General features: G+C 38.5%; 23 protein-coding genes and 1 pseudogene. 12 read left to right on the plus strand and 12 right to left on the minus strand.

Annotation, left to right across the window (positions count from 1 at the left end; translation table 11 throughout):
- The first annotated feature begins 36 nt into the window (after positions 1–36).
- Entirely contained in the window at positions 37–561 is a 525-nt protein-coding gene (gene msrA / locus FFM68_RS08290) for a peptide-methionine (S)-S-oxide reductase MsrA (RefSeq protein WP_137618902.1), read from the plus strand.
- Here the strand turns inward: msrA and FFM68_RS08295 are convergent.
- Positions 558–1247 (minus strand): prepilin peptidase, encoded by a 690-nt coding sequence (locus FFM68_RS08295; RefSeq protein WP_167483471.1) that lies wholly within the window; start codon positions 1245–1247, stop codon positions 558–560. The two genes, msrA and FFM68_RS08295, sit on opposite strands and share 4 nt — an antisense overlap.
- Before the next feature lie 111 nt (positions 1248–1358).
- Between FFM68_RS08295 and FFM68_RS08300 the strand changes: the two genes are divergently transcribed.
- Positions 1359–1826 carry a Dps family protein gene (locus tag FFM68_RS08300; protein WP_137609643.1) on the plus strand — a complete coding sequence of 156 codons (468 nt, stop codon included), beginning with the start codon at positions 1359–1361 and terminating at the stop codon, positions 1824–1826.
- Positions 1827–1881: 55 nt separating this feature from the next.
- On the opposite strand, the gene FFM68_RS08305 is transcribed toward FFM68_RS08300, so the two are convergent.
- The 4 genes from FFM68_RS08305 to FFM68_RS08320 form a co-directional block, all read right to left on the minus strand.
- On the minus strand, positions 1882–2586 hold the full coding sequence (locus tag FFM68_RS08305) for a transposase (RefSeq protein WP_137618904.1): 705 nt from the start codon (positions 2584–2586) through the stop codon (positions 1882–1884).
- The gene (locus tag FFM68_RS08310) at positions 2579–4105 is read right to left on the minus strand and encodes a DUF1538 domain-containing protein (RefSeq protein ID WP_137618905.1); all 1527 of its coding nucleotides are present in this window, start codon (positions 4103–4105) and stop codon (positions 2579–2581) included. Before FFM68_RS08310 ends, FFM68_RS08305 begins: the two co-directional genes overlap by 8 nt.
- Positions 4106–4475: 370 nt before the next feature.
- Complete coding sequence (gene argH / locus FFM68_RS08315; RefSeq protein ID WP_137618906.1) at positions 4476–5846, minus strand: argininosuccinate lyase; 1371 nt, start codon at positions 5844–5846, stop codon at positions 4476–4478.
- Between the two features lie 348 nt (positions 5847–6194).
- On the minus strand, positions 6195–7403 hold the full coding sequence (locus FFM68_RS08320) for an argininosuccinate synthase (protein ID WP_137618907.1): 1209 nt from the start codon (positions 7401–7403) through the stop codon (positions 6195–6197).
- 351 nt (positions 7404–7754) lie between these two features.
- Between FFM68_RS08320 and rplM the strand changes: the two genes are divergently transcribed.
- A complete protein-coding gene (gene rplM / locus FFM68_RS08325) occupies positions 7755–8183 on the plus strand; it encodes a 50S ribosomal protein L13 (protein ID WP_307723007.1) in 429 nt (142 codons plus the stop codon).
- A 15-nt stretch (positions 8184–8198) separates the two neighbouring features.
- Positions 8199–8591: a 30S ribosomal protein S9 gene (gene rpsI, locus FFM68_RS08330; protein WP_137618908.1), complete on the plus strand. Its 393-nt coding sequence runs from the start codon at positions 8199–8201 to the stop codon at positions 8589–8591.
- A 91-nt stretch (positions 8592–8682) separates the two neighbouring features.
- Here rpsI and FFM68_RS08335 read toward each other — a convergent pair whose 3' ends face one another.
- Entirely contained in the window at positions 8683–9870 is a 1188-nt protein-coding gene (locus FFM68_RS08335; protein WP_071857945.1) for a tyrosine-type recombinase/integrase, read from the minus strand.
- A gap of 47 nt (positions 9871–9917) precedes the next feature.
- Complete coding sequence (locus tag FFM68_RS08340; RefSeq protein ID WP_003128904.1) at positions 9918–10208, minus strand: helix-turn-helix domain-containing protein; 291 nt, start codon at positions 10206–10208, stop codon at positions 9918–9920.
- A 209-nt stretch (positions 10209–10417) separates the two neighbouring features.
- On the opposite strand from FFM68_RS08340, the gene FFM68_RS08345 reads away from it, so the two are divergent.
- Complete coding sequence (locus tag FFM68_RS08345; RefSeq protein WP_225599228.1) at positions 10418–11245, plus strand: helix-turn-helix domain-containing protein; 828 nt, start codon at positions 10418–10420, stop codon at positions 11243–11245.
- Positions 11246–11276: 31 nt separating this feature from the next.
- Here FFM68_RS08345 and FFM68_RS08350 read toward each other — a convergent pair whose 3' ends face one another.
- Together FFM68_RS08350 and FFM68_RS08355 are read right to left on the minus strand one after the other, a co-directional pair.
- Complete coding sequence (locus FFM68_RS08350) at positions 11277–14411, minus strand: DEAD/DEAH box helicase (RefSeq protein WP_137618909.1); 3135 nt, start codon at positions 14409–14411, stop codon at positions 11277–11279.
- Positions 14401–15210 (minus strand): Hachiman antiphage defense system protein HamA, encoded by an 810-nt coding sequence (locus tag FFM68_RS08355; RefSeq protein WP_071857948.1) that lies wholly within the window; start codon positions 15208–15210, stop codon positions 14401–14403. The genes FFM68_RS08350 and FFM68_RS08355 overlap by 11 nt, the downstream gene beginning before the upstream one ends.
- 427 nt (positions 15211–15637) lie before the next feature.
- Here FFM68_RS08355 and FFM68_RS08360 point away from each other — a divergent pair, with 427 nt between their 5' ends.
- From FFM68_RS08360 to FFM68_RS08370, 3 genes are all read left to right on the plus strand, one after another.
- On the plus strand, positions 15638–16705 hold the full coding sequence (locus tag FFM68_RS08360) for a Fic family protein (RefSeq protein ID WP_174784510.1): 1068 nt from the start codon (positions 15638–15640) through the stop codon (positions 16703–16705).
- A gap of 469 nt (positions 16706–17174) precedes the next feature.
- Positions 17175–17630: a nucleoside deaminase gene (locus FFM68_RS08365; protein WP_225585798.1), complete on the plus strand. Its 456-nt coding sequence runs from the start codon at positions 17175–17177 to the stop codon at positions 17628–17630.
- Between the two features lie 1016 nt (positions 17631–18646).
- A complete protein-coding gene (locus FFM68_RS08370; protein WP_137618910.1) occupies positions 18647–19609 on the plus strand; it encodes a tRNA dihydrouridine synthase in 963 nt (320 codons plus the stop codon).
- 113 nt (positions 19610–19722) lie between these two features.
- Here FFM68_RS08370 and FFM68_RS08375 read toward each other — a convergent pair.
- A pseudogene (locus tag FFM68_RS08375) lies at positions 19723–19926 on the minus strand (ArsR/SmtB family transcription factor); the annotation flags it as partial.
- Positions 19927–19971: 45 nt separating this feature from the next.
- On the opposite strand from FFM68_RS08375, the gene FFM68_RS13300 reads away from it, so the two are divergent.
- The 3 genes from FFM68_RS13300 (at position 19972) to FFM68_RS08390 (ending at position 21057) form a co-directional block, all read left to right on the plus strand.
- The gene (locus FFM68_RS13300) at positions 19972–20097 is read left to right on the plus strand and encodes a hypothetical protein (RefSeq protein WP_275578072.1); all 126 of its coding nucleotides are present in this window, start codon (positions 19972–19974) and stop codon (positions 20095–20097) included.
- A 54-nt stretch (positions 20098–20151) separates the two neighbouring features.
- Positions 20152–20643 carry a macro domain-containing protein gene (locus FFM68_RS08385; protein WP_137618911.1) on the plus strand — a complete coding sequence of 164 codons (492 nt, stop codon included), beginning with the start codon at positions 20152–20154 and terminating at the stop codon, positions 20641–20643.
- Between the two features lie 120 nt (positions 20644–20763).
- The gene (locus FFM68_RS08390; protein WP_137618912.1) at positions 20764–21057 is read left to right on the plus strand and encodes a nucleotide pyrophosphohydrolase; all 294 of its coding nucleotides are present in this window, start codon (positions 20764–20766) and stop codon (positions 21055–21057) included.
- A 177-nt stretch (positions 21058–21234) separates the two neighbouring features.
- On the opposite strand, the gene gloA2 is transcribed toward FFM68_RS08390, so the two are convergent.
- Both gloA2 and FFM68_RS08400 read right to left on the minus strand, forming a co-directional pair.
- Positions 21235–21624, minus strand: a complete 390-nt coding sequence (gene gloA2 / locus FFM68_RS08395; protein ID WP_137618913.1) for an SMU1112c/YaeR family gloxylase I-like metalloprotein — start codon at positions 21622–21624, stop codon at positions 21235–21237.
- A gap of 84 nt (positions 21625–21708) precedes the next feature.
- A complete protein-coding gene (locus FFM68_RS08400) occupies positions 21709–22062 on the minus strand; it encodes a winged helix-turn-helix transcriptional regulator (RefSeq protein ID WP_137618914.1) in 354 nt (117 codons plus the stop codon).
- 146 nt (positions 22063–22208) lie between these two features.
- On the opposite strand from FFM68_RS08400, the gene FFM68_RS08405 reads away from it, so the two are divergent.
- On the plus strand, positions 22209–23417 hold the full coding sequence (locus tag FFM68_RS08405; RefSeq protein WP_137618915.1) for an MFS transporter: 1209 nt from the start codon (positions 22209–22211) through the stop codon (positions 23415–23417).
- Positions 23418–23484: the final 67 nt, after the last annotated feature.

The following is a 23484-nucleotide window of genomic DNA, read 5'->3' on the forward strand; positions in this document are numbered from 1 at the left end:
TAATAGTTATGATGAAGTCAAAAGGGGGCTTTTTGTATGACAGAAGAAAGAGCAATTTTTGCCGGTGGTTGTTTTTGGTGTATGGTGAAACCATTCGATCAAATGCCTGGGATCAAACAGGTTGTTTCAGGCTATACCGGCGGTCATGTACCAAATCCAACTTATGAAGAAGTCTGCAGCGGTACGACTGGTCACACTGAAGCAGTCGAGATCACATTTGATCCGACGGTGATTTCTTATCGACAATTAGTCGATATTTATTGGCAACAAACAGACCCGACTGATGCATTTGGTCAATTTGCTGATCGCGGAGATTCTTATCGTCCAGTGATTTTTTATGCTTCTTCAGAACAAAAAACAGCAGCAGAAGCATCAAAGCAGCAATTGCAAGCGAGTCGGCGGTTTAGCGAGCCAATCGTTACAGCGATTGAGCCGACTCAAATATTTTATCCTGCTGAAGAATACCATCAAGCCTTTTATCGCAAAAATCCTGAGCATTACGCGGCTTATAGTGAAGGATCAGGGCGTAAAGGGTTCATCCGCCAGCATTGGCAAGCTTAAAAATTTTTCAATAGGACAATCAAAAGCCCGATAAATAAAAAGGGCAGAAAAGGCAGCCGCTCGAGATTTTTTTTGCGAAATTTTTGATAGCCGAAAAAAAGCAACCCGTTGACAGAAGCGAGGAACAGCAGCTGTAGCAGTTCATACCCAGTCAAAAACAAGCTCCACAAGCCGATCATCCAAAGATCTCCTAAACCTAAGCTGTTTGGGAGTATTTTTTGACTGAGATAAAATAAACTGAAAATGATCAAGGGGTGCTGCCAATGGATTGGGACTAGCCAACAACCGCTGAGTAGTAAGAGCGACCCAGTACTCCAAAAAATCGTCTGTTCAACGATCAAGTGATCCCAGTCGATTACGGCTAAAATTAAAGAACTCAATAACCAAAATAATTGCCAAAGTTTGAGCCACTGAAAATCTTGTAAAAAGATCAAACAGAGGATTCCGCAAAAGAATTCCAGCCCAAAACTGCGGGGAGAAAATTTTTGCTGGCAGTAAGAACAGTGAAATTTCTGGCGTAAAGCAGAAATCAACGGGATCATTTCAATTGGCCGCAGCTGATGGCCACAAAAATCACAGTGAGATGGCGGATAAAGCAGGGATTCATTTCGCGGAAGTCGGACACAGACGACGGCTAAAAAAGACCCGATGACCGTGCCGAAAATAAACTGTCGAATTGTTCTCACCACCTTTTCAATAAGATACGAGAAAGCCGTGATTTTTCAGCGTTTTCTTTGTACTTTTGTCATAATTGTATTATGCTGTTAATGGAGTAAAAAATTAGGAGGTATAAAAGAATGAAATTTGAAAAAACAAAAGAAGTCTTGAACCAACTAGTAGCAGATTTAAGTCAAATGTCTATGATTATCCACCAAACACATTGGTATATGCGTGGTCCTGGTTTCTTGACCTTGCACCCTATGATGGATGATTTCATGGATGACGTAAACGATCAATTAGACGAGATCTCAGAACGTTTGATCACATTAGACGGTTCTCCTTACTCAACATTACGCGAAATGGCTGAACAAACAAAACTTCCAGATGAAACTGGCCGTTGGGATCGTTCGATGGAAGAACGCTTAGCAACACTTGTTGATGGGTACCGTTACTTGGCAGATCTTTATCAAAAAGGAATCGAAGTTTCTGGTGAAGAAGGCGACGATCCAACACAAGATATCTTTATCGGATTTAAAACAGCAACAGAAAAACGTATCTGGATGATCCAAGCTCATTTAGGAAAAGCACCAGAAATCGATGCATAAAATTTAGCAAAAGAAGCGCCTATCACTAAAGATAGGCGCTTCTTTTTTGCGTGTTTTACAAAAATGTATTTGTATTTAAGCCGAGAACTCCATCGACGGGGATCGACAACAGAACGCCTTGAGCGTCACTTAGCAGTCCGCATTGGTCGCTGATTGCTTGCATAATGGCTATTTTTTTAGCTTGTTCCACTATAATATAAACCATTTCTTTTTCCGGTTGGATGCTGATTCCCCATTTTTTCATTGTTTCTTGCGAGTCTAGGCGGCGAGCGTGGACGACCGTTCCACCGCCAGCACCAGCGGCAGTCGCTGCTGTCATGACTTCCTCGCTGAATCCTCGATTGATAGTGACAATTAGCAAGCTGTGTTTTGCTTCATGGATCATTTGACTTTCCTCTCTTTCGTCAGGCTTTTGAATAGTTTCAGGTGTTTTAGCGGCTAAAATTTTTGTGATATAAGAACTTGCTCCAGAGATAGGAAAAGTGAAGGCGCAGCCTCTATTAGGTTTGTACAAGCTCAGACCTTCAGCGAGGGCTTTGAATAAATCAGGGACTTGGGAGTTTAATACCGGGCAGAAAAGAATCGCTTTTTCGGATATTCCGAGTCCTAAAAGATCGAGGATCTCATTAGTGGCGGTCCCTTCACCGATACATAAATATTGAAGGGGAGCATTTTGTGAAGTGAAAATAGAATGCGCCTTTGCCATATTTTTTTGACTGACGATTACTACTAACATTCGAATTGCTGATTTATTATACATTATTCGAATCCTCCCATTCCTCAATTCGATTGAGTTCTTTGTCTATTAAAGCATCTGTCCGTAAAGACTTCGCTGCTTTTTGTTTGTAGATGAGCCCCATGATTTGAACGGCAATCAATGGGGTCAATGCGACAAGTGCGACTACGCCGAAAGCATCGGCCATAATATTTCCGCCGAGAGACTCACTGACACCGATACAAAGCGGTAGTAAAAAGGTACTCGTCATAGGACCGCTGGCAACACCGCCAGAGTCAAAAGCGATACCGATAAAAATCTTAGGGACAAATCGGGAAAGGAGCAGGGCGATGATATAACCGGGAATAATGATCCAGTAAATACTGATACCTGTGATTGCCCGCAACATCGCTAACCCGACACTGATCGCGACTCCGATTGAAAGACAAGCGTTCATGGAAGTTGCCGTAATCGAACCGCCGGTAACATTATCGACTTGGTGATTTAAAACTTGGATGGCCGGCTCTGCTTTTACGATAAAGTAGCCGATCAGCATCCCGATTGGAATCAATAACCATTTAAATTCACTAGCCGCCAGTTCACTGCCGAGCAGACTGCCGACAGGAGCAAAGCCGATACTGACTCCTGTTAAGAAAAGGACGAGTCCAATATAAGTATAGAGAAATCCGATGATCATCCGGAGATATTGTCGATGATGGTAACGGCGGCTGACTAATTGAAAAATCAAAAAGAGCAAACCAATCGGAAAAATCGAGATCGCAACTTCTTTTGCGTAATGAGGCAGTTCCAACATAAACTCTTTTATCACGTCTTGAGTGGTAGCCACATGCAAAAATTCAATCGGGGTATAAGGGGTGTCGGTGGGGTGAAAGAAAATTCCCAGCAGTAAAACGGCTAAAATAGGTCCGATACTGGAAATAGCTACTAAGCCGAAGCTGTCGTCAGAAGCATTTTTATCACTTCGTACAGAAGTAATCCCAACACCTAAAGCCAAAATAAACGGCACAGTGATAGGTCCAGTTGTTGCACCCCCTGAGTCAAAAGCGACTGGGACGAAATCGTTGGGCGTCAGAAAAGAAAGCAAAATCACAATAAAGTACAATATCATCAGTAATAGCGACAAATTGATCTTAAATAAGATTCGCAAGACTGCAATCGTCAAACAGATTCCTACGCCGACAGCAACAGTCCAGACTAACAAGCTGCTAGGAATAGCGGGCATTTGATCTGCTAATACTTGCAGATCAGGCTCGGCAATCGTAATAACTGCTCCAATAATAAAAACACTGAGAATCAATAAAACGATTTTTTTGCTCTTTGAAAGTTGAATCCCGATTCCTTCACCAAGTGGGGTCATTGATATTTCTGCGCCTAATTGAAAGAAGGCCATTCCGATGATCAACATCACAGCGCCAGCTAAAAACATAGCAAACGTCCCAATCTCCATTGGGACTAAAAAAACGCTGATGACTAAAACAGTAATTGTGATCGGCAAAACGGCCGACAGTGATTCATAAATATTTTCTTTTAGTTTTTGATTCATAGGTTCACTCCTTGTTTGATACAGAGGAATGTTGTCTCTGCGATGATAAAAGATAAATTAAGACAATAGATTTATTCATGGAGAAAGGATCAGTGAGAGAGTTAAATCACGACAGATTGTGTAAGGGGAAAAGCGGCAGTTTTTTAGTTAACAACAAATAGAACAATAATTTGATACGACAAGTTTGAACGAATTGTAGGATCGTTCTTTTTAATCAGTACTAGTTAAACGTATCATGTTTTGCAAAATAATGTAAAGCTTTTCAGGAAATTAATCAAAAAAAGAGGGGATACCCTTAAAAGAGTCATTACTTCTGCTGATAAGAACACATAAAAAAACCGACGATCCTACGATCATCGGTTTTCTTCTATTATAAGGTTGCTTTTACTAATTGAATTTGTTTTTTGACTTGGTCGAAGCCGGTTCCGCCTAATGAATGACGGCGAGTGACAGCTGTTTTAGATGCCAGTGTGTCGTAAATGTCTGCTTCAATCACGGGATTGATGGCTTGGTATTCTTCTAGCGGCACATCTTGTAAATAAATGCCTTTTAGCGTACAATCCAAAACCAATTTTCCAACGATTTCGTGAGCTTGGCGGAAGGGGATGCCTTTGGTCGCCAAGTAATCGGCTAATTCCGTCGCGTTTGAGAAGTCTTTTTCCGTTGCATCATGCATAGTCTGGGTGTTGACTTTCATAGTCGCAATCATTCCAGCCATGATATCTAAGCTTGTCGCTACTGTATGAACAGTGTCGAACATGCCTTCTTTGTCTTCTTGCAGATCTTTGTTGTACGCTAATGGTAAACCTTTGATAACGGTCAATAGACCCATTAAATCACCAAAAACACGACCGGATTTTCCACGGATCAATTCTGCCATGTCTGGATTTTTTTTCTGGGGCATGATCGAGCTGCCGGTAGAAAAAGTATCGGTCAGTTCAACGAATTTAAATTCATGACTGCACCACAAGATGATTTCTTCGCAAAAACGTGACAGATGCATCATCAAAATCGAGCTGTTGCTTAAAAATTCAAGAATGAAATCGCGATCGCTGACCCCATCCAGACTGTTCATATAAAGATCAGCAAAACCTAATTCGTCTGCTGTCATTTGCCGATCGATTGGGAAAGTCGTCCCGGCTAAAGCGGCACAACCTAAAGGGGAAATATCCACTCGTTTGAGACTTTCTTCTAGCCGAGCCTGGTCACGCGTCAACATCCCATAATACGCCATCAAGTGATGACCAAAGGAAATTGGTTGAGCGTGTTGCAGATGGGTATATCCCGGCATGATCGTTTCGATATGTTCTTCCGCTTTAGCGACTAAGACAGTTCTGAAATGTTGGACTTTTTCAATAATCTCTTTCAAGTGTTCCTTCAAATACAAATGCATATCGGTGGCAACTTGATCATTCCGACTGCGGGCAGTATGGAGTTTGCCAGCTACAGGTCCGATTTCGTCGTGGAGCATTTTCTCTAAATTTAAATGAATATCTTCATTTTCAATCGTAAAAGTTAATTCATGATTGGCCGCTTTTTGCGCCAATGTTTCTAAGCCAGCTGAAATCTGCTGTGCTTCTGCTTCTGTAATGATTCCTGTTGCACCAAGCATTTTGACATGGGCCAAACTGCCGGTGATATCTTGTTTAGCTAATTGTTGATCAAATGGAATCGAGGCACCGAATGCGTCGATCCAAGCTTCATTTTTTCCGTCAAAACGTCCGCCCCATAATTTTGCCATCGTTTTATCCTCGCTTTTATTTATAATTTTAGCAAAAAAGACCGTCGCAACGGTCCTTTTTACCTTAACGTATCAATCCTATAGACTTGCCGGCTCGCTGCTTGCAAATGGTGCAAGTAGGAGTCAGCGCAGCTTTTCTTTTAAGGAGGAGGCATCTTCTCAGATACCTCAGGATGAAAACATTGCTGGTTTCCTTATTTCCTCACCGGAAAAGAAACTCTCCTAAGAGCAATGGCAAGATGTGAAACCGGACGGCCTTATTTACCGGCAAGTAAAAGCCGCCTCACATCTGGTTCATCTTGCACTTTTTCTATATCCGACTGAACAAATAAATCTGTTTAGTCGATCCTAGATACTTGGTTGTTTGTTTTCTGCTTGAACTTCTGCATTTACTTTTGTTGGCAGACCCCATAGTTTGATGAAGCCGACTGCCGCATCTTGATCGAATGTATCAGCAGAAGTATAAGTTGCAAGATTTTCATTGTATAAACTGTTGTCAGATTTACGTCCTTCAACGATCACGTTTCCTTTGAATAATTTCACACGCAATACGCCGTTTACAACTTCTTGCGATTGTTTCAAGAAAGCGATCAAGGCATCCATCGTTGGATTGAACCATAGACCGTCATAGATCATTTGACTAAGTTGTTGTTCAATGATTGGTTTGAAATGGGCCATTTCGCGAACGAAAGTCAAATCTTCTAACTCTTTATGAGCTTTCAATAATACTTCAGCACCAGGACATTCGTAAACTTCCCGTGATTTGATTCCTACCAGTCGATTTTCGATATGGTCGATTCTGCCGATACCATGAACGCCTGCAATAGTATTCAATTTCATGATCAATGCTGCTAATGATAATTTTTCACCATCTAATTCAGTTGGCACACCTTTTTCAAAGGTAATTTCAACGTGTGTTGGTTTATCCGGTGTATCTTCTAATTCTGCAGTGATCGCGTAAGCACCAGCTGGCGGTGTAGCCCAAGGATCTTCCAAGACTCCACATTCGCAAGCGCGTCCCCATAAGTTTTGGTCGATTGAATAAGGATTGTCTAAATCAGCAGGGATAGGCACACCTTTTTCAGCCGCATAATTAATTTCTTCTTCCCGTGACCATTTCCATTCACGAACCGGCGCAATGATCTTCAAGTTTGGATCAAGAGCAGCGATGGAAACTTCAAAACGAACTTGATCGTTTCCTTTCCCCGTACAGCCGTGAGCGATTGTTGTTGCACCTGTCTGATGAGCAAGCTCTACTAATTTCTTCGAGATCAACGGACGCGACAATGCCGAAACTAATGGATAAGAATTTTCGTAGTAAGTATTTCCTTGCAGAGCAACTAACACAAAATCTTGTGAGAATTCTTCTCGTGCATCGATTGCGTAAGATTCGCTAGCGCCAACTTGTAATGCTTTATTTTTGATAAATTCAGTATCGCGGCCTTCGCCGATATCTAAACAGCAGGCAATAACGTCATACCCTTCGTCAACGAGCCATTTAATTGAAACTGAAGTATCCAAACCACCTGAATAGGCTAAAATCACTTTTTCTTTCATCCTGATTACTCCCTTATTGCTTTTTCATTAAATTCTAACTTAATGTGTTGAGGCTATAGTAGCACCGTAAAATACAAAAAGCAAGCATTTTATAAATATTTATGCAAAATAATTTAAAATTCCGTTTCTTTATTCATTTTATCCATCAAATCGCTATCTATTATGAATAGTAGAAAAAAGATCGGGAAATGAAAATTGTTTCTGTTTTCAAAGAGAAAAACATTGACAGGGCAGGGCTTTGCAAGTATCATGGTAAATGGTATTGTTTGCCCCATGAGAGCCCCGGAAACTCAAGTGTTTGTCAAACATTCGAAATTGAAATTGGAGGAAAAAAACGTGCGTACAACATATATGGCTAAGCCAAACGAAGTAGAACGTAAATGGTACGTAGTAGACGCAACAGATGTTCCTTTAGGACGTCTTTCAACAGTTGTTGCATCTGTACTACGCGGAAAAAATAAACCAACATTCACACCACATTTAGATACTGGTGATTTTGTAATTGTAATCAATGCAGATCAAATCAAATTGACAGGTAAGAAAGCAACAGACAAGATTTACTACCGTCACTCAAACTTCCCTGGTGGATTGAAATCAATCTCAGCAGGCGAATTACGTGCTAAAAATTCTCGCCGCTTGGTCGAAACTTCTGTTAAAGGTATGCTTCCTAAAAACACTTTAGGCCGCGCTCAAGGCATGAAACTTCACGTATACGGTGGAGCAGAACATCCACATGCAGCACAACAACCAGAAGTCTTAGACATCACAAACTTAATTTAATAGGAGGGAAATTCATTGGCACAAGTTCAATATAGCGGCACAGGCCGTCGTAAAAATGCAGTTGCTCGCGTACGTTTAGTACCAGGAACTGGTAAAATTACTGTAAATAAAAAAGACGTTGCAGAATATATCCCACATGCTGACCTACGTTTAGTAATCAACCAACCATTTGGCGTTACTGAAACAGCTGGTTCATATGATGTATTCGTAAACGTAAACGGCGGAGGTTACGCAGGTCAAGCCGGCGCTATCCGTCACGGTATCTCACGCGCTTTATTAGAAGTAGATCCTGATTTCCGTGCACCATTAAAACGCGCTGGATTACTTACACGTGATTCACGTATGGTTGAACGTAAAAAACCAGGTCTTAAGAAAGCACGTAAAGCATCTCAATTTTCAAAACGTTAATCGTTGTTATACCAACGATTTCAAGCACTTTCCATTCAGTTGGAAGGTGCTTTTTTTATTTTGGTTACGAGTTTGGTTACGACTATTTTTCTCAACTTGTTTTTTGCCGATAATCCTCCAAATGTTTGACGGTTTCTTTTTGAACTTCTGGATTTACATGTCCGTAAACATTTCGTGTGATTTCAGATGTTTCCGCATGACCGACTAGAGATTTTACAATTAAATCATCGACACCATTGTTTAAAAGGTCACTGACAAAGGTATGCCGCAAGCCGTGTGGTGTTATTTTAGGAAGGCCGAATTTCTTTGAAAGGGCATCAAGTTTGTTGTTAAGATAGTCTGGATGCAAAGGTTGATTCAGTTCTCCCTTTTGAGTCGTATAGGTGAAGATAAATTGATCATCGGTTGGGAAAATATTGACTTGTTGAAGTTCATTGAATTGTACCTTTTTCCATTTTGCCAATAAATCAATGACGGAATCTGCTACTGGAATCGTCCGAAAGCGATAGGAGTTTTTCATTCCTTTTACACGTTCGTATTTTCCGGTAGCTTTATTTTTCACCAATTTATGCATGAGGGAAATCGTCTTGTTTTTGAAATCAATATCTGACCAGACCAAGGGATAAATTTCTCCTTTGGCTGCTCCTAATTGATAAACCAAAGAAAGTAACGTATAGTCTCGCACCCCATATTCTTGTTTCATCAAAGTTAACACCTGTTGAATGAGTTCCTTGGAATAATATTTTTGCTGACGTTTTTCTTCCTTTTTGTTTTTTAGGTCTGCATTTACAGGCATCTCCAACAAATCATAGGGATTCTTCTGGATATAACCTTTCACTAGGGCATAGCGTAATACTTGTTTGGTGTAGGAGACACAGTGTTTATAGTTAGCGTAAGGTTTAATCCCTTTTTCCTCATTGCCAAATGCCCACAAAATTTGGGTATCTTCTAATAGGTCATAGGTAATCTTATTAATTGGAATATCCCCTAGGTAAGGAAGAATCCGCTTCTTAAAACAAGTCTTAGTTCGATCCAAGGTGGATTGCTCATGATGTTGGGTTACCGTGTATTTCTTATCCCACCACATTTGGTAAACCTCTTTGAATGTATAAGAACCTTTCTTCTTTTTCACTTCTCCTTTCAATTTTTTTAATTTTGCTTCTGTTTCTAAAATCTCTGCTTCGTGTTTGCTGTCCGCATAAGCCACGTATCGAGAAGCATCTGCCCCCATATAAACATTGACTTTATACGAGCCATTTTCCATTAGACTAATTGCCATTTCTATCTTCCTTTCAAAAATGGCATATCAGTATCACTACACACTCATCATACAGCGCCTTGCTGTGCTTTGGAATACTCCCTTAGCCATTTATCTATCTCTTCTCGCTGGAATCGTACAACACCCCAAAGATGTATCATGGGAAGTCCTGCATCAATCCATTTATCAAGCGTGTTGTTGGCGATACCTAAATACTCACACGTTTCTTTCTTTGATAAATAGCGATTCTCTAAATGTACGGCTATTCGTGCGTTTCTCACTTCATCTACCATTAAGGTATACATATATTCTCTTAAACTCGTCTCTTGATCAGGCGAAAGTGTAATTTCAACTGCCATTAGCTAATCTACCTCCAATCTGGAAGTGAAAAGAAGAAAGGTGCTATTCAGTTTTCAAAGGCCATTCCAAAAGTACTTATAAAAGTACTTTTTATCATCGTACACCCAATCCAATAGAATGTCAATAAAATAAAGTTCGAAAATAAGTACTTTTATATTTCGATTATTAAGAAAGTTTGATATGATTGAATTAGAAAACTATCGGAGTGATGAGGATTATGAAAGTCGATCAACAAAGAGTAGCGAAAAAAATCCGTGAAATAAGGACGGATTTAGGATACAGTATGGCTCAGTTTGGTGAGCTAATCAGTAATTCTCCCAAAACTACGGTTAATAATTGGGAGCGGGGTATTAATCTACCCAAAGAAGACAAACTCAAAAAAATCGCCTTATTGGGTAAGACGACTGTAGAAGAGTTATTGTATGGTACGCCAGAAGAAGTACTGACAAACTTATTGAAAGATCATTTTCAGTTACAAGTGAATCCAGCATTTCTACAACAAATGTTGGTATTTTTGAAACAGCAAAAAGTGGACGTTTATGATGAAATGACGATTATGGAATTTCTACAGGGCATTATGGACTCGGGGATGTTAGTGGAGAGGAACGATCCGTATTTAACGTATTCCAAAGTCGAAGGAACAGAATCACTTTATACTGCGGCCGCGGCCAATGACCCGCTGGATCCATCACCACGTTATTATGCCCATGTAGACGTTAAGAACAACCGAGTTCATTTATTACCATATACATTTGCGAAGCGACAAAAGTATTTGTATCACAACTTGCCGGACTTAACGAATCAGGTAACGATTGACTTCTTTACCCGAGCTTTTCCATTGTTGGGCATTGATTTGGAGAAGTCGGAAATTGTTTATTATGGGATCGAGAGAAGAAACGAATCTTTGAATATTGAGGAATTTAGATATGATAGGCAATTATGTGTATTTGAAACTGTAGAAGTAGTGGAAGAGGTGTCTTCGTCTTTTAAAGCTGAGGTTATGAAGATGACCCTATACTTGAAAAAACAACAATAAGAAACCAGTCAAAATTTGACTGGTTTCTTGACTATAATTTTTGTAGGGTATCTACAAAATATTGCGGGAAGTCCTTTAACACAGTTTCTATGGAATCTTTTTTTTCTCTGATTAATCTTTTTGTGAGCTGCTTACTAATTGATGGAAGTGAACTGAAAAAGGAATCTTTATCAATAATTTTTGCTATTATTTGAGCAACACCGCGATCAGAAAACCCAAGTTCATAAATATTTATTGATAGATTATTTGGAAGTCCATAACGTATTTTTTTTTGTAGCTTTTTAATTAAATTGATATTTAAATTATTTTGTGAATCATTCATAAATGCCACAATTCCATTTAAAGGTAATATTGTACTATAAGCTAGGATGCTATCACATATTTCAATAACATCTTGTATGGTAAATGAAGCTAATTTATTATACCGAATAAGTGTGAAATGATTGTTTTGACAGTAAATCAATATCTCTCTGTAACTTTCCCCCTGAATCCATAATTCACATAATTTAGAAAAAATAGAAGAATCCGTGATCTTCTTTACAAGAGCATTTTCCCTAAGTAATACTAATTGTGGGAAAATAATATTAACTAATTCAATTTCGGAATTTACTTGATTAATTTCTTCTATTTTTTCAGAGAGCCATTGCGATAAGAATTTGGAACTATCAAATCCTAGGGAGGTAATAGTATATAAATTTAACTCCCCTTTGGTAAGCAAAAGAGAATGATTTTTTATTGTATCAAATAAGTGAATTAATTTTTCTTTTTCATCTTCACTAGCTAATTGATATCCTAAAGTTTGTTTAGTTACGATATTCGTAAAATTTGCTTCATCTTTACCAAAATAATTCATAAAGAACATTACGTAATTCTCTACATCATTTAAACTATTGAGTATGGTTTGTAATTCATTGCTGAAAGGTAAATATGACTCAGGAAACTCTTTTTTTATTACCTGTTTTAGTAGATTATTTTGGCGATTAAATTCATCTGAGTTAGAATATTTTAACAAGATAAGTGGCAATAAATTTATTGAGGGAAGATTCTTAATATCGATATCTCGAACTAGTTTTAACAAATTACTCAGGCTATCCTCTGAGTTTGCTATGTTTAACATAGATTTGTACTTTCTCCATTTCCAGTCTCTTTTATTAGAGTGTACAAATGGTTCTGATAAAATAACTGTACCTTCAATATGTTTGCCAGCTCTTCCGGTTCTTCCAAGAAGATTATGAAAGTCTCTTACTTTAATTTGACTTTGCCCCTGATACAAATTTGAAATTATTAAATACTTTATAGGTAAATTTACTCCTTGAGCTAGTGTAGAAGTACAAACAACAAAATTAATTAAATTATGCGACATTGCATACTCAATTGATGTGCGAATTCCAGAAGGAATATTTCCATGATGAATAAAGACGCCTTTTAAAGCTGCATAGTAGTAGGTGGCACTATCTCCTAAATTAAGTTTAATGAGATTGGCTATTTTTATGTTTTCATCTGCGTTGTTATTGTTTGAAAACGCGGCGATAGGTAGTCCTCTACGTTCAATTTCTAATATTCTCTCAATCGTTTTATCTGCTGATGCTTTTGTTCCGGAAAATATAGCAGTTGCACCGTTATGAATCATTTTTAAAGCGTAATAAATTTGCATATCATAAGCATTATTAAGTTTCTTTTTTTTGAAATCTACATCTGGAAAGTATCTTTTTACACGTTCTCTTCCTAGCTTATTAATTTCTTGTATATCAACAATTTTTGGAACATAAAAATCGTCTATATCAGGATTCTCTTGGTTTAAGAAATACAGTTGTCCAGTATGACCTATCCAATCCCCCATGGCGATTGATCGTTGTGCGGAAATAATATTGTTATTTGAAATGACTTTTCCGTCACCATCATTTAACCAATCGTTGATCATTGAGCTATTTGTAATAACAGCAGAAATCAATATTTTTTGTGAAGATTTTTTCAGGTAATACTTTATTGTTGAAATAAGTAGCTCGTAATTAGTGCCTCTGGAATTATCATCAAATAAATGTGCTTCATCGAAGATAATTAAGTTAAGGTCTTCTAAAATTTCATTCTTATTTCTTATTAAAAAAAGTAATTTTTCAGGGGTGAGTATAATAAGTGTGTTTTTCTCTGTAGTATCAAAAAAATCTATATCATCTTTTTCTGCAATATCTGAAAGTTCGTTAACGATCACTTCATCATGTGAAAAGAAGTCAGTTAAATTTAAAGTAATTTCTTTACAAAGAGCTTTGAAGGGTGCAACAACAATAGCAAGTTTTGTTCGATTAGTGATAAAAGCAGATCTAATTATTAAACCAATTGAAGTAGTTTTTCCTGAACTGGTTGGCATTTGAATAACACCAGTGCTACCCTTAAATATACTTTCTTTACCTAATAATATTTGGCTGGGCCATAATTCTTTTATAGAACTATTATTTAATAATAAACCATTCCAATCTTCGATGGTCGTGCCAGAATAATTTGGTAAAAGATTTAAAGAAGCATTTTTATATTTTTTAATAAAAACTGCTAACAGTGCATCTCCGAAAAGAATTTCTCTTGGGTTTTGAGATTCATAAATTTTTTGTTTCAATATAACTAGGCTCTCAATGTTAATCAGTGTACCATTCGAATAGAATTGGGAGTATTCCTCAATCAATGAATAGAATGAATAGATATATTTACTTGGGAACTTATAGCCGTTTAGATCATCTAGTCTATCTGCCATAAGATATAAGAGAACTGTTTCAATTCCATTAACCTCTAAATCCATCGACCAGTCTATTTTATTGAGCATTACTTTTGTACTTCCTAGGGAGTCTGAAAGATAAAAAGAGATGGCGCCTAATATCCCAAAGTAATCATTGTAATTTGATTCACCAATTTTAGAGGTAATTAGAGAATTGAAGTAAATTGATGTGAAATTTAGATTTTCAATCAATTCATCATTCAATGATAAAGAAGTTCCAACGTTTCTGTTATCCCAAATAAAATTAGAAGCATCGCCAATTGTAGCAATTGCAAGAATTATTAATTCTTGTGCCATGTATTCTACTTGAATATGTTCTTCAAGTGGAACACCATATTCAAACATTTTTGATTTCGCCTGAACTTTTTTTAAATAATATTTTGAATTACTTTCAATTAACATTGGCAGCCCTCACATACATTTGTTTGATAAATTCTAAAAATTTAGGAGAATGTACAGCTATCAACTGAACATCTTTATCTGGATGTGTGGAGATATCTACTGTTTTTAATAAATCTCTAGAAAAAGCTTTATCTGAACAGACAGCCGCAGCAGCAAAGATCCTTTTATAGGGACGATCAACGGAATTTTGAAATCTTTTTACTAAATTAGCTTGGTCACTATTACCATAATAATTTAACATTTGGTATGAGGCATTTAAAGATTCGCCAATTCGTGTAAGATCCTTGGCTGAATGATTAACAGCATTTTGTAAAACATTATCAGGAGCAGATTCGCTATTTCTTGCTTTTACCTCAATGACAATCATTTCATCTTTTTTGTTAGTTTGCCCAACAGTATTAAGTTTGTAACCAATTAAATCACTACCTTGTGTGGATGTATTTCGATTAAATTTTTGTTTGTATCTCACCTTCGGGACAACATAATTTAAAACATACTCAATATAGCTAGCTATTAATATCTCTGAAAAATCTCCAGACATAGTGCTAGGACCAAGGCGGTCTGTAGGATCAGGAAATTTCATATTTAGTAAAAAATCCTTTCGGGAGATGCCAAAACCATCACGCTGCATATCGAGGTCAGCTAACGAGCAATAATTGTCTCTTAAATACTCAGCCCATTGGTTTAGAATTTCTTCATCATCGGCTATATTTACATGTAGAACAGTAATCTCTTTATCCTGGGCAGTTACAATATTTTCTTCTTGAACAAAAAAGTCAATGAACTTTGGATTTTCCATAAAATTCAACTCCCCTGAAATCAATTCAATTCATTATATCATCAATTCCAAAGGAAAGATTAATCTCTTTTGTACTAGTCAAAAGAGATAAATATACGGTTATAGTTTTCTCGTTTTTTTGACGGAAAAAGCTCGCTGGAAGTTTGATATTAATTTCAATGAAATAGATATTGATTATATTGACTATAAGTAGATAGATTTCTCCAGTAGAGTGGTTGATTGATGGGGGGAGATGTCTTTATTATTGTAAACGGTAGAGTAAATCCTGTTGCTAATTTTTACTGATATAACATCTAAGAGGCGCAGAGCTTTTCAAAATATACTGCTTTTTAGATGGAAAATACTTTAAAAGAAGATTTTCTAATTTTCTCCGCCACTATTTGTTTTTCTCCGCCAAATAAGATAAAATGGCGGAGAAAAGAGGTGGATGGCGGTGAAAGAATTTAATTATCGTGAGTTGAAAAAACTCTCTCTTAGTCACGATTTGTTGAATATGATGACTAGGATTCATGAGTATAAGGGAAAGCAAGAACTCTATATTGCGACCAAACCAGAAATTTTAAGTAAACTGACGGACTTGGCTTTGATTCAAAGTACAGAGGCTTCCAACAAAATTGAAGGAATTGCGACGACAGATGGCCGCTTGAAGCAAATCGTGGCAGAAAAGGTCAAACCTCGTAATCGAGACGAAGAAGAAATTGCCGGTTATCGGGATGTTTTGAAACTGATTCATGATAGCTACGAGTACATTCGCGTAGTGCCAAATGATATTTTAACGTTACACAAGAACCTCTATAATTACTCAGCTAAAAGTTACAAAGGTAAGTTCAAAAGTGGTGATAATGTTATTACGGAAAAAGATCTGGATGGTAAGGAGCGAGTTCGGTTTGTACCAGCTCCTGCTTATTTGACACCTGATTTAATTGATGAGTTGTGCTACCAATACAATCAAGCCGTTCAGAAGGCTGAGATTGATCCGTTACTGCTGATTCCTTGCTTTGTTTTAGACTTTCTCTCGATTCATCCATTCAGTGACGGGAATGGGCGGATGTCGCGCTTGTTGACGCTGTTATTGCTATACAAGTCAGGCTATTTAGTCGGCAAGTACATCAGTATTGAAATGTTGATTGAAGAATCGAAGCAAACCTATTATGAAGCGTTACAGGCAAGTTCTGTAGGATGGTTGGAAAATGAGCAAGACTATACGCCTTTTGTTCGCTATCTTGTCGGAATCATTTTGCGAGCGTATGAAAACTTCTCAGAGCGTTTCGAGATTATTATTAATCGTGAGCTAACACCTGCAGAGAGGGTAGTAGAGGAACTAGAAAAGTCCTTTGAACCTTTGAGTAGAGCTAATCTGGAGAACTTATTGCCGGATATTAGCCAGCGAACGATAGAACGTGCTTTAGCTGAGTTACAAACAGAGAATAAGATTCAAAAAGTCGGGCAAGGCCGTTCGACTAAGTATCAGCTAATAAATGAATTCAAATCGTAATATAATTCACGGGCCATCAATAGAAGCATAAAATCGGTAATTTAAAAATCAACGAGGCTAATTGAAAGTTGAATAGCTAAAAATATCAGTTTGATGCGCTATTTGAAACTCGTTAGAACCAGTGAAAACAAAATGTGAACTTTTTTAAATTAGTTTACACTTGTCAATAAGTGCTTATTTCCTTGGTATAACAGTGTTTGTACGTAGCTTTTCGATTGTTTTTCGTGTTTTTGTACCCCCCTGTTAGATAGGGGGGGTGAAACAACACTCGCGGGCTGGCGCCCACTCGTGTTCAAGGCGAACTCTTTACGAAGGGGAATTCGCTTGAGGCGAACCCCTCCGCAAAGAGCGCCTAACATTTGGAGAATTTTATATCAATTCTATCTAGCAATCAATAATGAAAAAATATCAATTCATAAAGTCGTTCAAAGCGCTATGTTTAGAAAGCAATGACTGAAAAGGGGAAACTATGGACTTTCAACATCCTGATGATCAAATTATGTCTGAATTAATTGAACGGCAATGGACTCGGCATTCAATTCAATCAGCTATTGTAAATCCAGCGGGTAAGGTTATTTGTTTTGGTGAGACAACTGTAAGTGAGAGTCATGATCCTACTGCTCATGCAGAGATTAACAGTATTCGAAAAGCCTGCACTATACTGGAAATAGCAGCTTTTCCGAAAGGATATTGGCTGTATTCTACTTTTGAACCTTGCCCTTTGTGTAGTTCAGCAGCAATATGGGCGGGAATAGATGGAATTGTTTATGCAAATAATCCAGATTACAGAGGGAATGAACCAAATTGGTCATTCATGTCTTGTAAGGAGGTCTTAGCAGCCGGCAGTTCTATTCATCCAGTATCATTAATACAAGATTTTAAAATTGATGATATAAAAGGATATTTTATTCGCCATGATGTTTAGTCCTACAAGTTTTGAGGAATTTGTTCTTTTATCTTTGATTTGGCAACGATAAAAAGACTACGTGGATTTACCATGCAGTTTCTTCAATGGAAAGTTTTAAAGGAGTGTAGTTGATACTGATATGCTCTGAACTTATCGTAACTAAATTGTCTTACGTTGAAAATTGGTTACGAATCGTGGTTACGAGTGCCTAAAATCGACTGAAATACAGTACAAATTTTGAGGCGGAAAATACTGGTAAATCAGCACTTTTGATATTCATTGATTTAAAATAACACATTTGAACTGCCAACCAGGTCTTAAAAAAGCCCGTAAAGCATCACAATTCTCAAAACGTTAATATATCCTTATATATCAACATTTTCAGGCGTTTCGCAAGTCATTTTGCGAAGCGTCTTTTTTGTTATTCCCACCAGTCAATTTCTGATAAGTAATCTTACCAACAGGCATTTTAATAATATTTGGTGTGTTTCGTAATATTGGATTGTCTTGCCAAGGTTGAGCCTTATGTCGTAGTTTGTACGGTACCGCATGGGCGTGGTTTTTATGATATCTTTGATTGGTATTTCCTTTGTCATCAAAGGTGGTACAGAGTAATCGTTCCTTAGTTTATTCAATTTCAAATTCGATGGCTCTTTTTATTGAACTTTCTATTGTTGAATCAATGGATTTAGTTTACCTGGAATGTAAAAAATAGTAATCATCTTTACTTCTGCGCTTTTCTGATTATCGAATGTATTTAATACTTTATCCACCATAATTTGAGAGACCATAAAATTTGTATTTGTCCATCTTCTCATAGTAATAAAAAGATGGACACTTTTAGTCTGCTTTATAAAGCGGCTATTTTTGTCAATATTACTTCTGCCTTGATTCTTTGAATAGGTATCGTTGTTGTTCAAATCCATAACAGGGTTCGGCTCTAATGCGGATCTTTCGCTTTGCTTCTTCTTTCAAAGCTTAGTATAATAGCGTTGTTTTGGTAAAAAGTGCTGAACTAGGAGGAAGTATACATAATGGCAAGTAATTTTTGGGCGGAATTGCCGAAGCCCTTTTTTATATTGGCACCGATGGAAGATGTGACAGATGTCGTGTTTCGTCATGTTGTCAAAGAAGCGGGAGCACCGGATGTCTTTTTTACGGAGTTTACGAATTCGGATAGTTTTTGTCATCCGGAAGGAATCGAAAGTGTCCGTGGACGGTTGGCTTTCACGGAAGATGAACAGCCGATGGTCGCTCATATTTGGGGCGATAAACCGGAATTTTTTCGCCAAATGAGTATCGCTTTGGCGGATATGGGATTTAAGGGAATCGATCTTAATATGGGGTGTCCGGTCCCGAATGTTGCCGAACGTGGCAAAGGCAGCGGATTGATCTTGCGTCCTGAAGTGGCGGCGGAATTGATCGACGCAGCGAAAGCGGGTGGTTTGCCAGTCAGTGTGAAAACACGGGTCGGCTTTACGGAGCTGGCTGAAATGGAGCAATGGATCAGTCACTTATTGAAACAAGACATCGCCAATCTTTCAATCCATTTGCGGACACGAAAAGAAATGAGTAAAGCAGCGGCTCATTGGGAATTGATTCCTCAAATCATAAAAATACGCGATGCGCTTGCACCGCAAACGTTGATCACGATCAACGGCGATATTTTGGATCGTCAGATGGGGCTGGAATTAGCTAAAAAATATGGAGTCGACGGTGTGATGATCGGTCGCGGAATTTTCAAAAATCCTTATGCCTTTGAAAAAAATCCGCAACCGCATACGCCCAAAGATTTGATCGATTTATTACGGTTGCAGCTTGATCTGCAAGATAAATATGCGGAGCAAGTTCCCCGGTCTATCGTTGGCTTGCATCGCTTTTTCAAAATTTATGTCAAAGGTTTTCCTGGAGCAAATGATTTGCGTGTTCGTCTGATGAATACGAAAACTACCGCAGAAGTCCGCACAATTTTAGCAGCGTTTGAAAGAAATAATTAAAAAACCTTTAGCCCTCAAAAGTCAGCCTTTGAGGGCTAAAGGTTTTTTTGAAGACAATATTAAATAACGTTCTTTCTTTAAGTCAGAGCGACATCTCGGTTCTTCACGGATAATTAATTATTATTTTCGATGATTTGACTGACAAGGGTCAATACGTTTTTCAGTTTATCGATCTCAGTCGTATCACGGGATAAGTCATAATCATTTTTGGTTCCTTCACTGCGCTAATCGATCAGCTCAGCTTTTTTCAAAATTTTCAAATGATGAGAGACCGCTGGCCGAGAAAGTTTCGTTACTTCAGTCAGATCGGTTACCTGCAAGCTTTGCATGATATCATGACACTGACTGACAAGGACTAAGTTTTGATACAAGTAAGTTCAGGTGGAGTTAGGACGATCGCGCCCTCGTTAGCTGATATCCAAGAAGCCTTCGACTATTCTGAATCTGGTCGGGCAAAGGGCAAGATTATTATTAAAATGGCGGATTGATTGCTGGAACGGGTGATTTTGTTACAATGAAGGAGATGGAAGGGGCGAAAAACGATGATCGAAATAAAACTTGGTGATATCGCGCATTTAGATTTTCAAGTAGATGCAATCGTCAATGCAGCCAATGCGGCACTGATTCCCGGCGGTGGCGTAGATGGTGCGCTCAATCGCGCGGCGGGTCCTGAATTGAAACAAGCGATGGAAAAAATCGGCGGGACTACGGTGGGAAGTGCAGTCATCACACCAGCGTTTGCTTTGCCGGCGAATTATGTGATCCATGCAGTGGGACCGCGCTACATCGACGGTAAGCATAACGAGGCAGCCTTATTGTCTGCAGCTTACGAAGCAGTTTTTCAATTCGCCCATGAATACAAGTTGCATTCACTTGCGCTGCCTGTGTTGAGTTCTGGTATTTATGGCTATCCGAAAGTTGATGCCGCAAAAATCCTTTACGAAGTAGCTAATCGACCTGAAAACCAGCACTTCGCTATGTCGGTGATCGTGTTTACTGAAGAGTGGCTGTCGATTTTTGAAAAGCTCAAGTGATTCGTATCCGTCCTAAAATATTGGTTATTAGTTAGTAAATAATCTGGAGCAAGCGCTGAGCCTGGCAAAAGAGATTGGATTTGTTTCTATGATAAAATAGTAGCGGAAAGAAGGTTGACTATGGATAGTATGGAAAAAATCAATCGGTTTCGCGATGAACGAAACTGGCGACCTTTTCATAATGAAAAAGATTTAGCTTTGTCGATTTGTTTAGAAGCGGCGGAGTTGTTAGAACTTTTTCAATGGAAAGATTCAGCCGAAGCACGGACTCAAACGGAACGATTGAAAGAAGAATTGGCGGATGTATTAATCTATTCGTATATGATGGCAGATAATTTGGATTTTGACATTGATGAAATCATCAGTGAAAAATTAAAGAAAAACGCGATTAAGTATCCGCTGGAAAACGCGTAAGGAAATCGCTGAGGGTGTGACAGAAGTTCTGTCACGCTCCTTTTTTCTAAATAAACGGTGTTCCAGAAGCAGTTTCTTCGAAAATCAGCCGAAATTTCATAAAAGTTTAGAAGTAATTTTCGAAAGTTACTTTTTACTTCTTGAAGCTGACCACTTCTGTCACACTCTCTTTACTAATTATTCGTGTAATTCTAAGGGCAGTCCGTCTGGATCAAAGAAGAACGTCATCTTCTCGCCAGTAAAATCATCTGTTCGCAATGGCTCGCATTCAACGCCGCAACTCGCTAAGTAAGCGACGGTCGCCGCGATATCAGTTGTTTTGAACGCTAGATGACGCAGTCCAGCTGCTTCAGGAAAACTTGGACGCTGCGGCGGATTTTGTACCGCAAAAATCTCTAGTTCAGCATCATTTAATTGCAAATCCAATTTATAATCGTTTCGTTCAGGACGATAATTTTCGCGAATGATCGGTAAGCCGAGGATATCTACATAAAAATGTCGCGCTTTTTGATAATCTGACACAATGATAGCGACGTGATGAATCGCGGAAAAATCTGGTTTCGCCATAAAAACATCCTTTCTGATTTATGATAAGTCGGTTAAATACTGAATCAAATTAGGGGGTGTGACAGGATTTCTGTCACACCCTCTTTAGTTTGCCTTCAAATAAACGTCTTGTCCTTCTTCTTGCAAATGAGCGACGTGCTGCTCACCCCAACTGCATAAACTGTCTAAAATATCTGAAAGGCTACGCCCATATTCGCTTAATGAATATTCAACTTTCGGCGGTACTTGCTGGTATACTTTCCGATCGATGATTTTGTCATCTTCTAATTCGCGGAGTTGTTGCGTTAACATTTTTTGACTGATGCCGGTGATGCCGCGTTTCAAATCACTAGGACGCATGGGTCCATGGCGTAGGTTACAAAGAATGATTGGTTTCCATTTTCCACCGATAACATCCATTGTTGCTTCTACGCCGATCATATATGCACGATTTTCCAAAAAAATTCCTCCTTAAAACCCTTGATACAATTCAAAAGTCACTAAAAGGTACCTATGATACAAAAAAGTGGGTACTTATCAAAAGTTCATCAACAGTATATAGTATCTTCTTGTAGCTTACAAATAATCTTTTTTGGAGGAAAAAAATGGAAAAGAAAATCTCACCAAACTTAACTTTACTGGCTCTCGCAATCAATGCCTTTGCGATCGGGTCGACTGAATTTATCAGCGTCGGATTGTTGCCGATGATCGTCAAAAGTTTCGATGTCACACTCGCACAAGCAGGTTTGACCGTCTCTTTATACGCGTTAGGCGTAACAATCGGTGCCCCGTTATTAACTATTTTGACCGGCAAGTGGAACCGGCGCAATTTGATGATCGGGATCATGCTTTTATTTATCGCCGGGAATGTATTAGCCGCGTTTGCTCCAACGTTTATGATTTTATTAGTGGGTCGTATTTTAGCAGCATTGGCACATGGAATCTTTATGTCAGTTTCAACAGTTGTCGCTGCTGATGTCGTTGCGCCGTCGCGGCGTGCAAGTGCGATCGCCATCATGTTTACCGGTTTGACTGTCGCAACTGTGACAGGAGTACCATTGGGAACATTTATTGGTCAACAAACAACATGGAATATGTCCTTTATTTTTATCGCAGCAGTTGGGTTACTTGGTTTGATCGCCAGCAGTTTCTTAGTTCCGCGTCAATTACCGATTCCTGGCAAAGTCGATTTGAAAGGTTTTGTCCGAATCTTTTCGAATAAACCGTTAGTGATGTCTTTCTTGATCACCGCATTCGGTTACGGCGGGACGTTTGCTGCATACACGTATCTTTCACCAATCTTAGAAAATTTTGGTTTTTCCGCAAATGCAGTCGTGATCATTTTGATTGTTTATGGCGTGATGGTCGCGATCGGCAATACCGTCGGCGGGCATTTGGCCAATGAAAAACCACTTGCTTCATTAATCAAGATGTTTGGTCTTTTACTAACATCCTTGCTGTTCTTATTTATCACGATCATGCTTGGAAATACGCTTCTCGGTTTGCTGGCAGCGATCCTTTTAGGACTGTTTGCTTTCATGAATGTGCCGGGATTGCAGTTATATGTTGTGCAATTGGCTGAAAAATATGTACCACAAGACATTACATTGGCTTCCGCATTTAATATCGCGGCTTTCAATGTCGGGATTACGTTAGGTTCGACTGTCGGTGCACAAGTCACAGGTAAAATGGGCATTGCTTACACACCGATTTTTGGTGCGGCGATTGTTTTACTAGCGATTCTTTTGATCGTGCAAGTGAAAAGAAGCGAAGCGCCGAGTTCTTTGAATGAAACAGCCGGCTGTGAAGAGTAACAGTTATAAAAAAATCGAACCGCAAAAGCTATTAAACTGACTTTTGCGGTTCGGTTTATTTTATTTT

The sequence above is a fragment of the Enterococcus xiangfangensis genome, from assembly GCF_005405365.1.
GTDB lineage: Bacteria > Bacillota > Bacilli > Lactobacillales > Enterococcaceae > Enterococcus_A > Enterococcus_A xiangfangensis.

Bases quoted from the DNA above. Each gene is read 5' to 3' on its own strand.
- FFM68_RS08370 (WP_137618910.1), top strand. From the start codon at position 18,647: ATGGCAAGTAATTTTTGGGCGGAATTGCCGAAGCCCTTTTTTATATTG.
- FFM68_RS08300 (WP_137609643.1), top strand. From the start codon at position 1,359: ATGAAATTTGAAAAAACAAAAGAAGTCTTGAACCAACTAGTAGCAGAT.
- rplM (WP_307723007.1), top strand. From the start codon at position 7,755: ATGGCTAAGCCAAACGAAGTAGAACGTAAATGGTACGTAGTAGACGCA.
- FFM68_RS08360 (WP_174784510.1), top strand. From the start codon at position 15,638: ATGGCGGTGAAAGAATTTAATTATCGTGAGTTGAAAAAACTCTCTCTT.
- FFM68_RS08355 (WP_071857948.1), bottom strand. From the start codon at position 15,210: ATGGAAAATCCAAAGTTCATTGACTTTTTTGTTCAAGAAGAAAATATT.
- FFM68_RS08385 (WP_137618911.1), top strand. From the start codon at position 20,152: ATGATCGAAATAAAACTTGGTGATATCGCGCATTTAGATTTTCAAGTA.
- FFM68_RS08335 (WP_071857945.1), bottom strand. From the start codon at position 9,870: ATGGCAATTAGTCTAATGGAAAATGGCTCGTATAAAGTCAATGTTTAT.
- FFM68_RS08340 (WP_003128904.1), bottom strand. From the start codon at position 10,208: ATGGCAGTTGAAATTACACTTTCGCCTGATCAAGAGACGAGTTTAAGA.
- gloA2 (WP_137618913.1), bottom strand. From the start codon at position 21,624: ATGGCGAAACCAGATTTTTCCGCGATTCATCACGTCGCTATCATTGTG.
- FFM68_RS08390 (WP_137618912.1), top strand. From the start codon at position 20,764: ATGGATAGTATGGAAAAAATCAATCGGTTTCGCGATGAACGAAACTGG.
- FFM68_RS08405 (WP_137618915.1), top strand. From the start codon at position 22,209: ATGGAAAAGAAAATCTCACCAAACTTAACTTTACTGGCTCTCGCAATC.
- FFM68_RS08365 (WP_225585798.1), top strand. From the start codon at position 17,175: ATGGACTTTCAACATCCTGATGATCAAATTATGTCTGAATTAATTGAA.
- FFM68_RS08320 (WP_137618907.1), bottom strand. From the start codon at position 7,403: ATGAAAGAAAAAGTGATTTTAGCCTATTCAGGTGGTTTGGATACTTCA.
- FFM68_RS08350 (WP_137618909.1), bottom strand. From the start codon at position 14,411: ATGTTAATTGAAAGTAATTCAAAATATTATTTAAAAAAAGTTCAGGCG.
- FFM68_RS08305 (WP_137618904.1), bottom strand. From the start codon at position 2,586: ATGTATAATAAATCAGCAATTCGAATGTTAGTAGTAATCGTCAGTCAA.
- FFM68_RS08345 (WP_225599228.1), top strand. From the start codon at position 10,418: ATGAGGATTATGAAAGTCGATCAACAAAGAGTAGCGAAAAAAATCCGT.
- msrA (WP_137618902.1), top strand. From the start codon at position 37: ATGACAGAAGAAAGAGCAATTTTTGCCGGTGGTTGTTTTTGGTGTATG.
- argH (WP_137618906.1), bottom strand. From the start codon at position 5,846: ATGGCAAAATTATGGGGCGGACGTTTTGACGGAAAAAATGAAGCTTGG.
- FFM68_RS08310 (WP_137618905.1), bottom strand. From the start codon at position 4,105: ATGAATCAAAAACTAAAAGAAAATATTTATGAATCACTGTCGGCCGTT.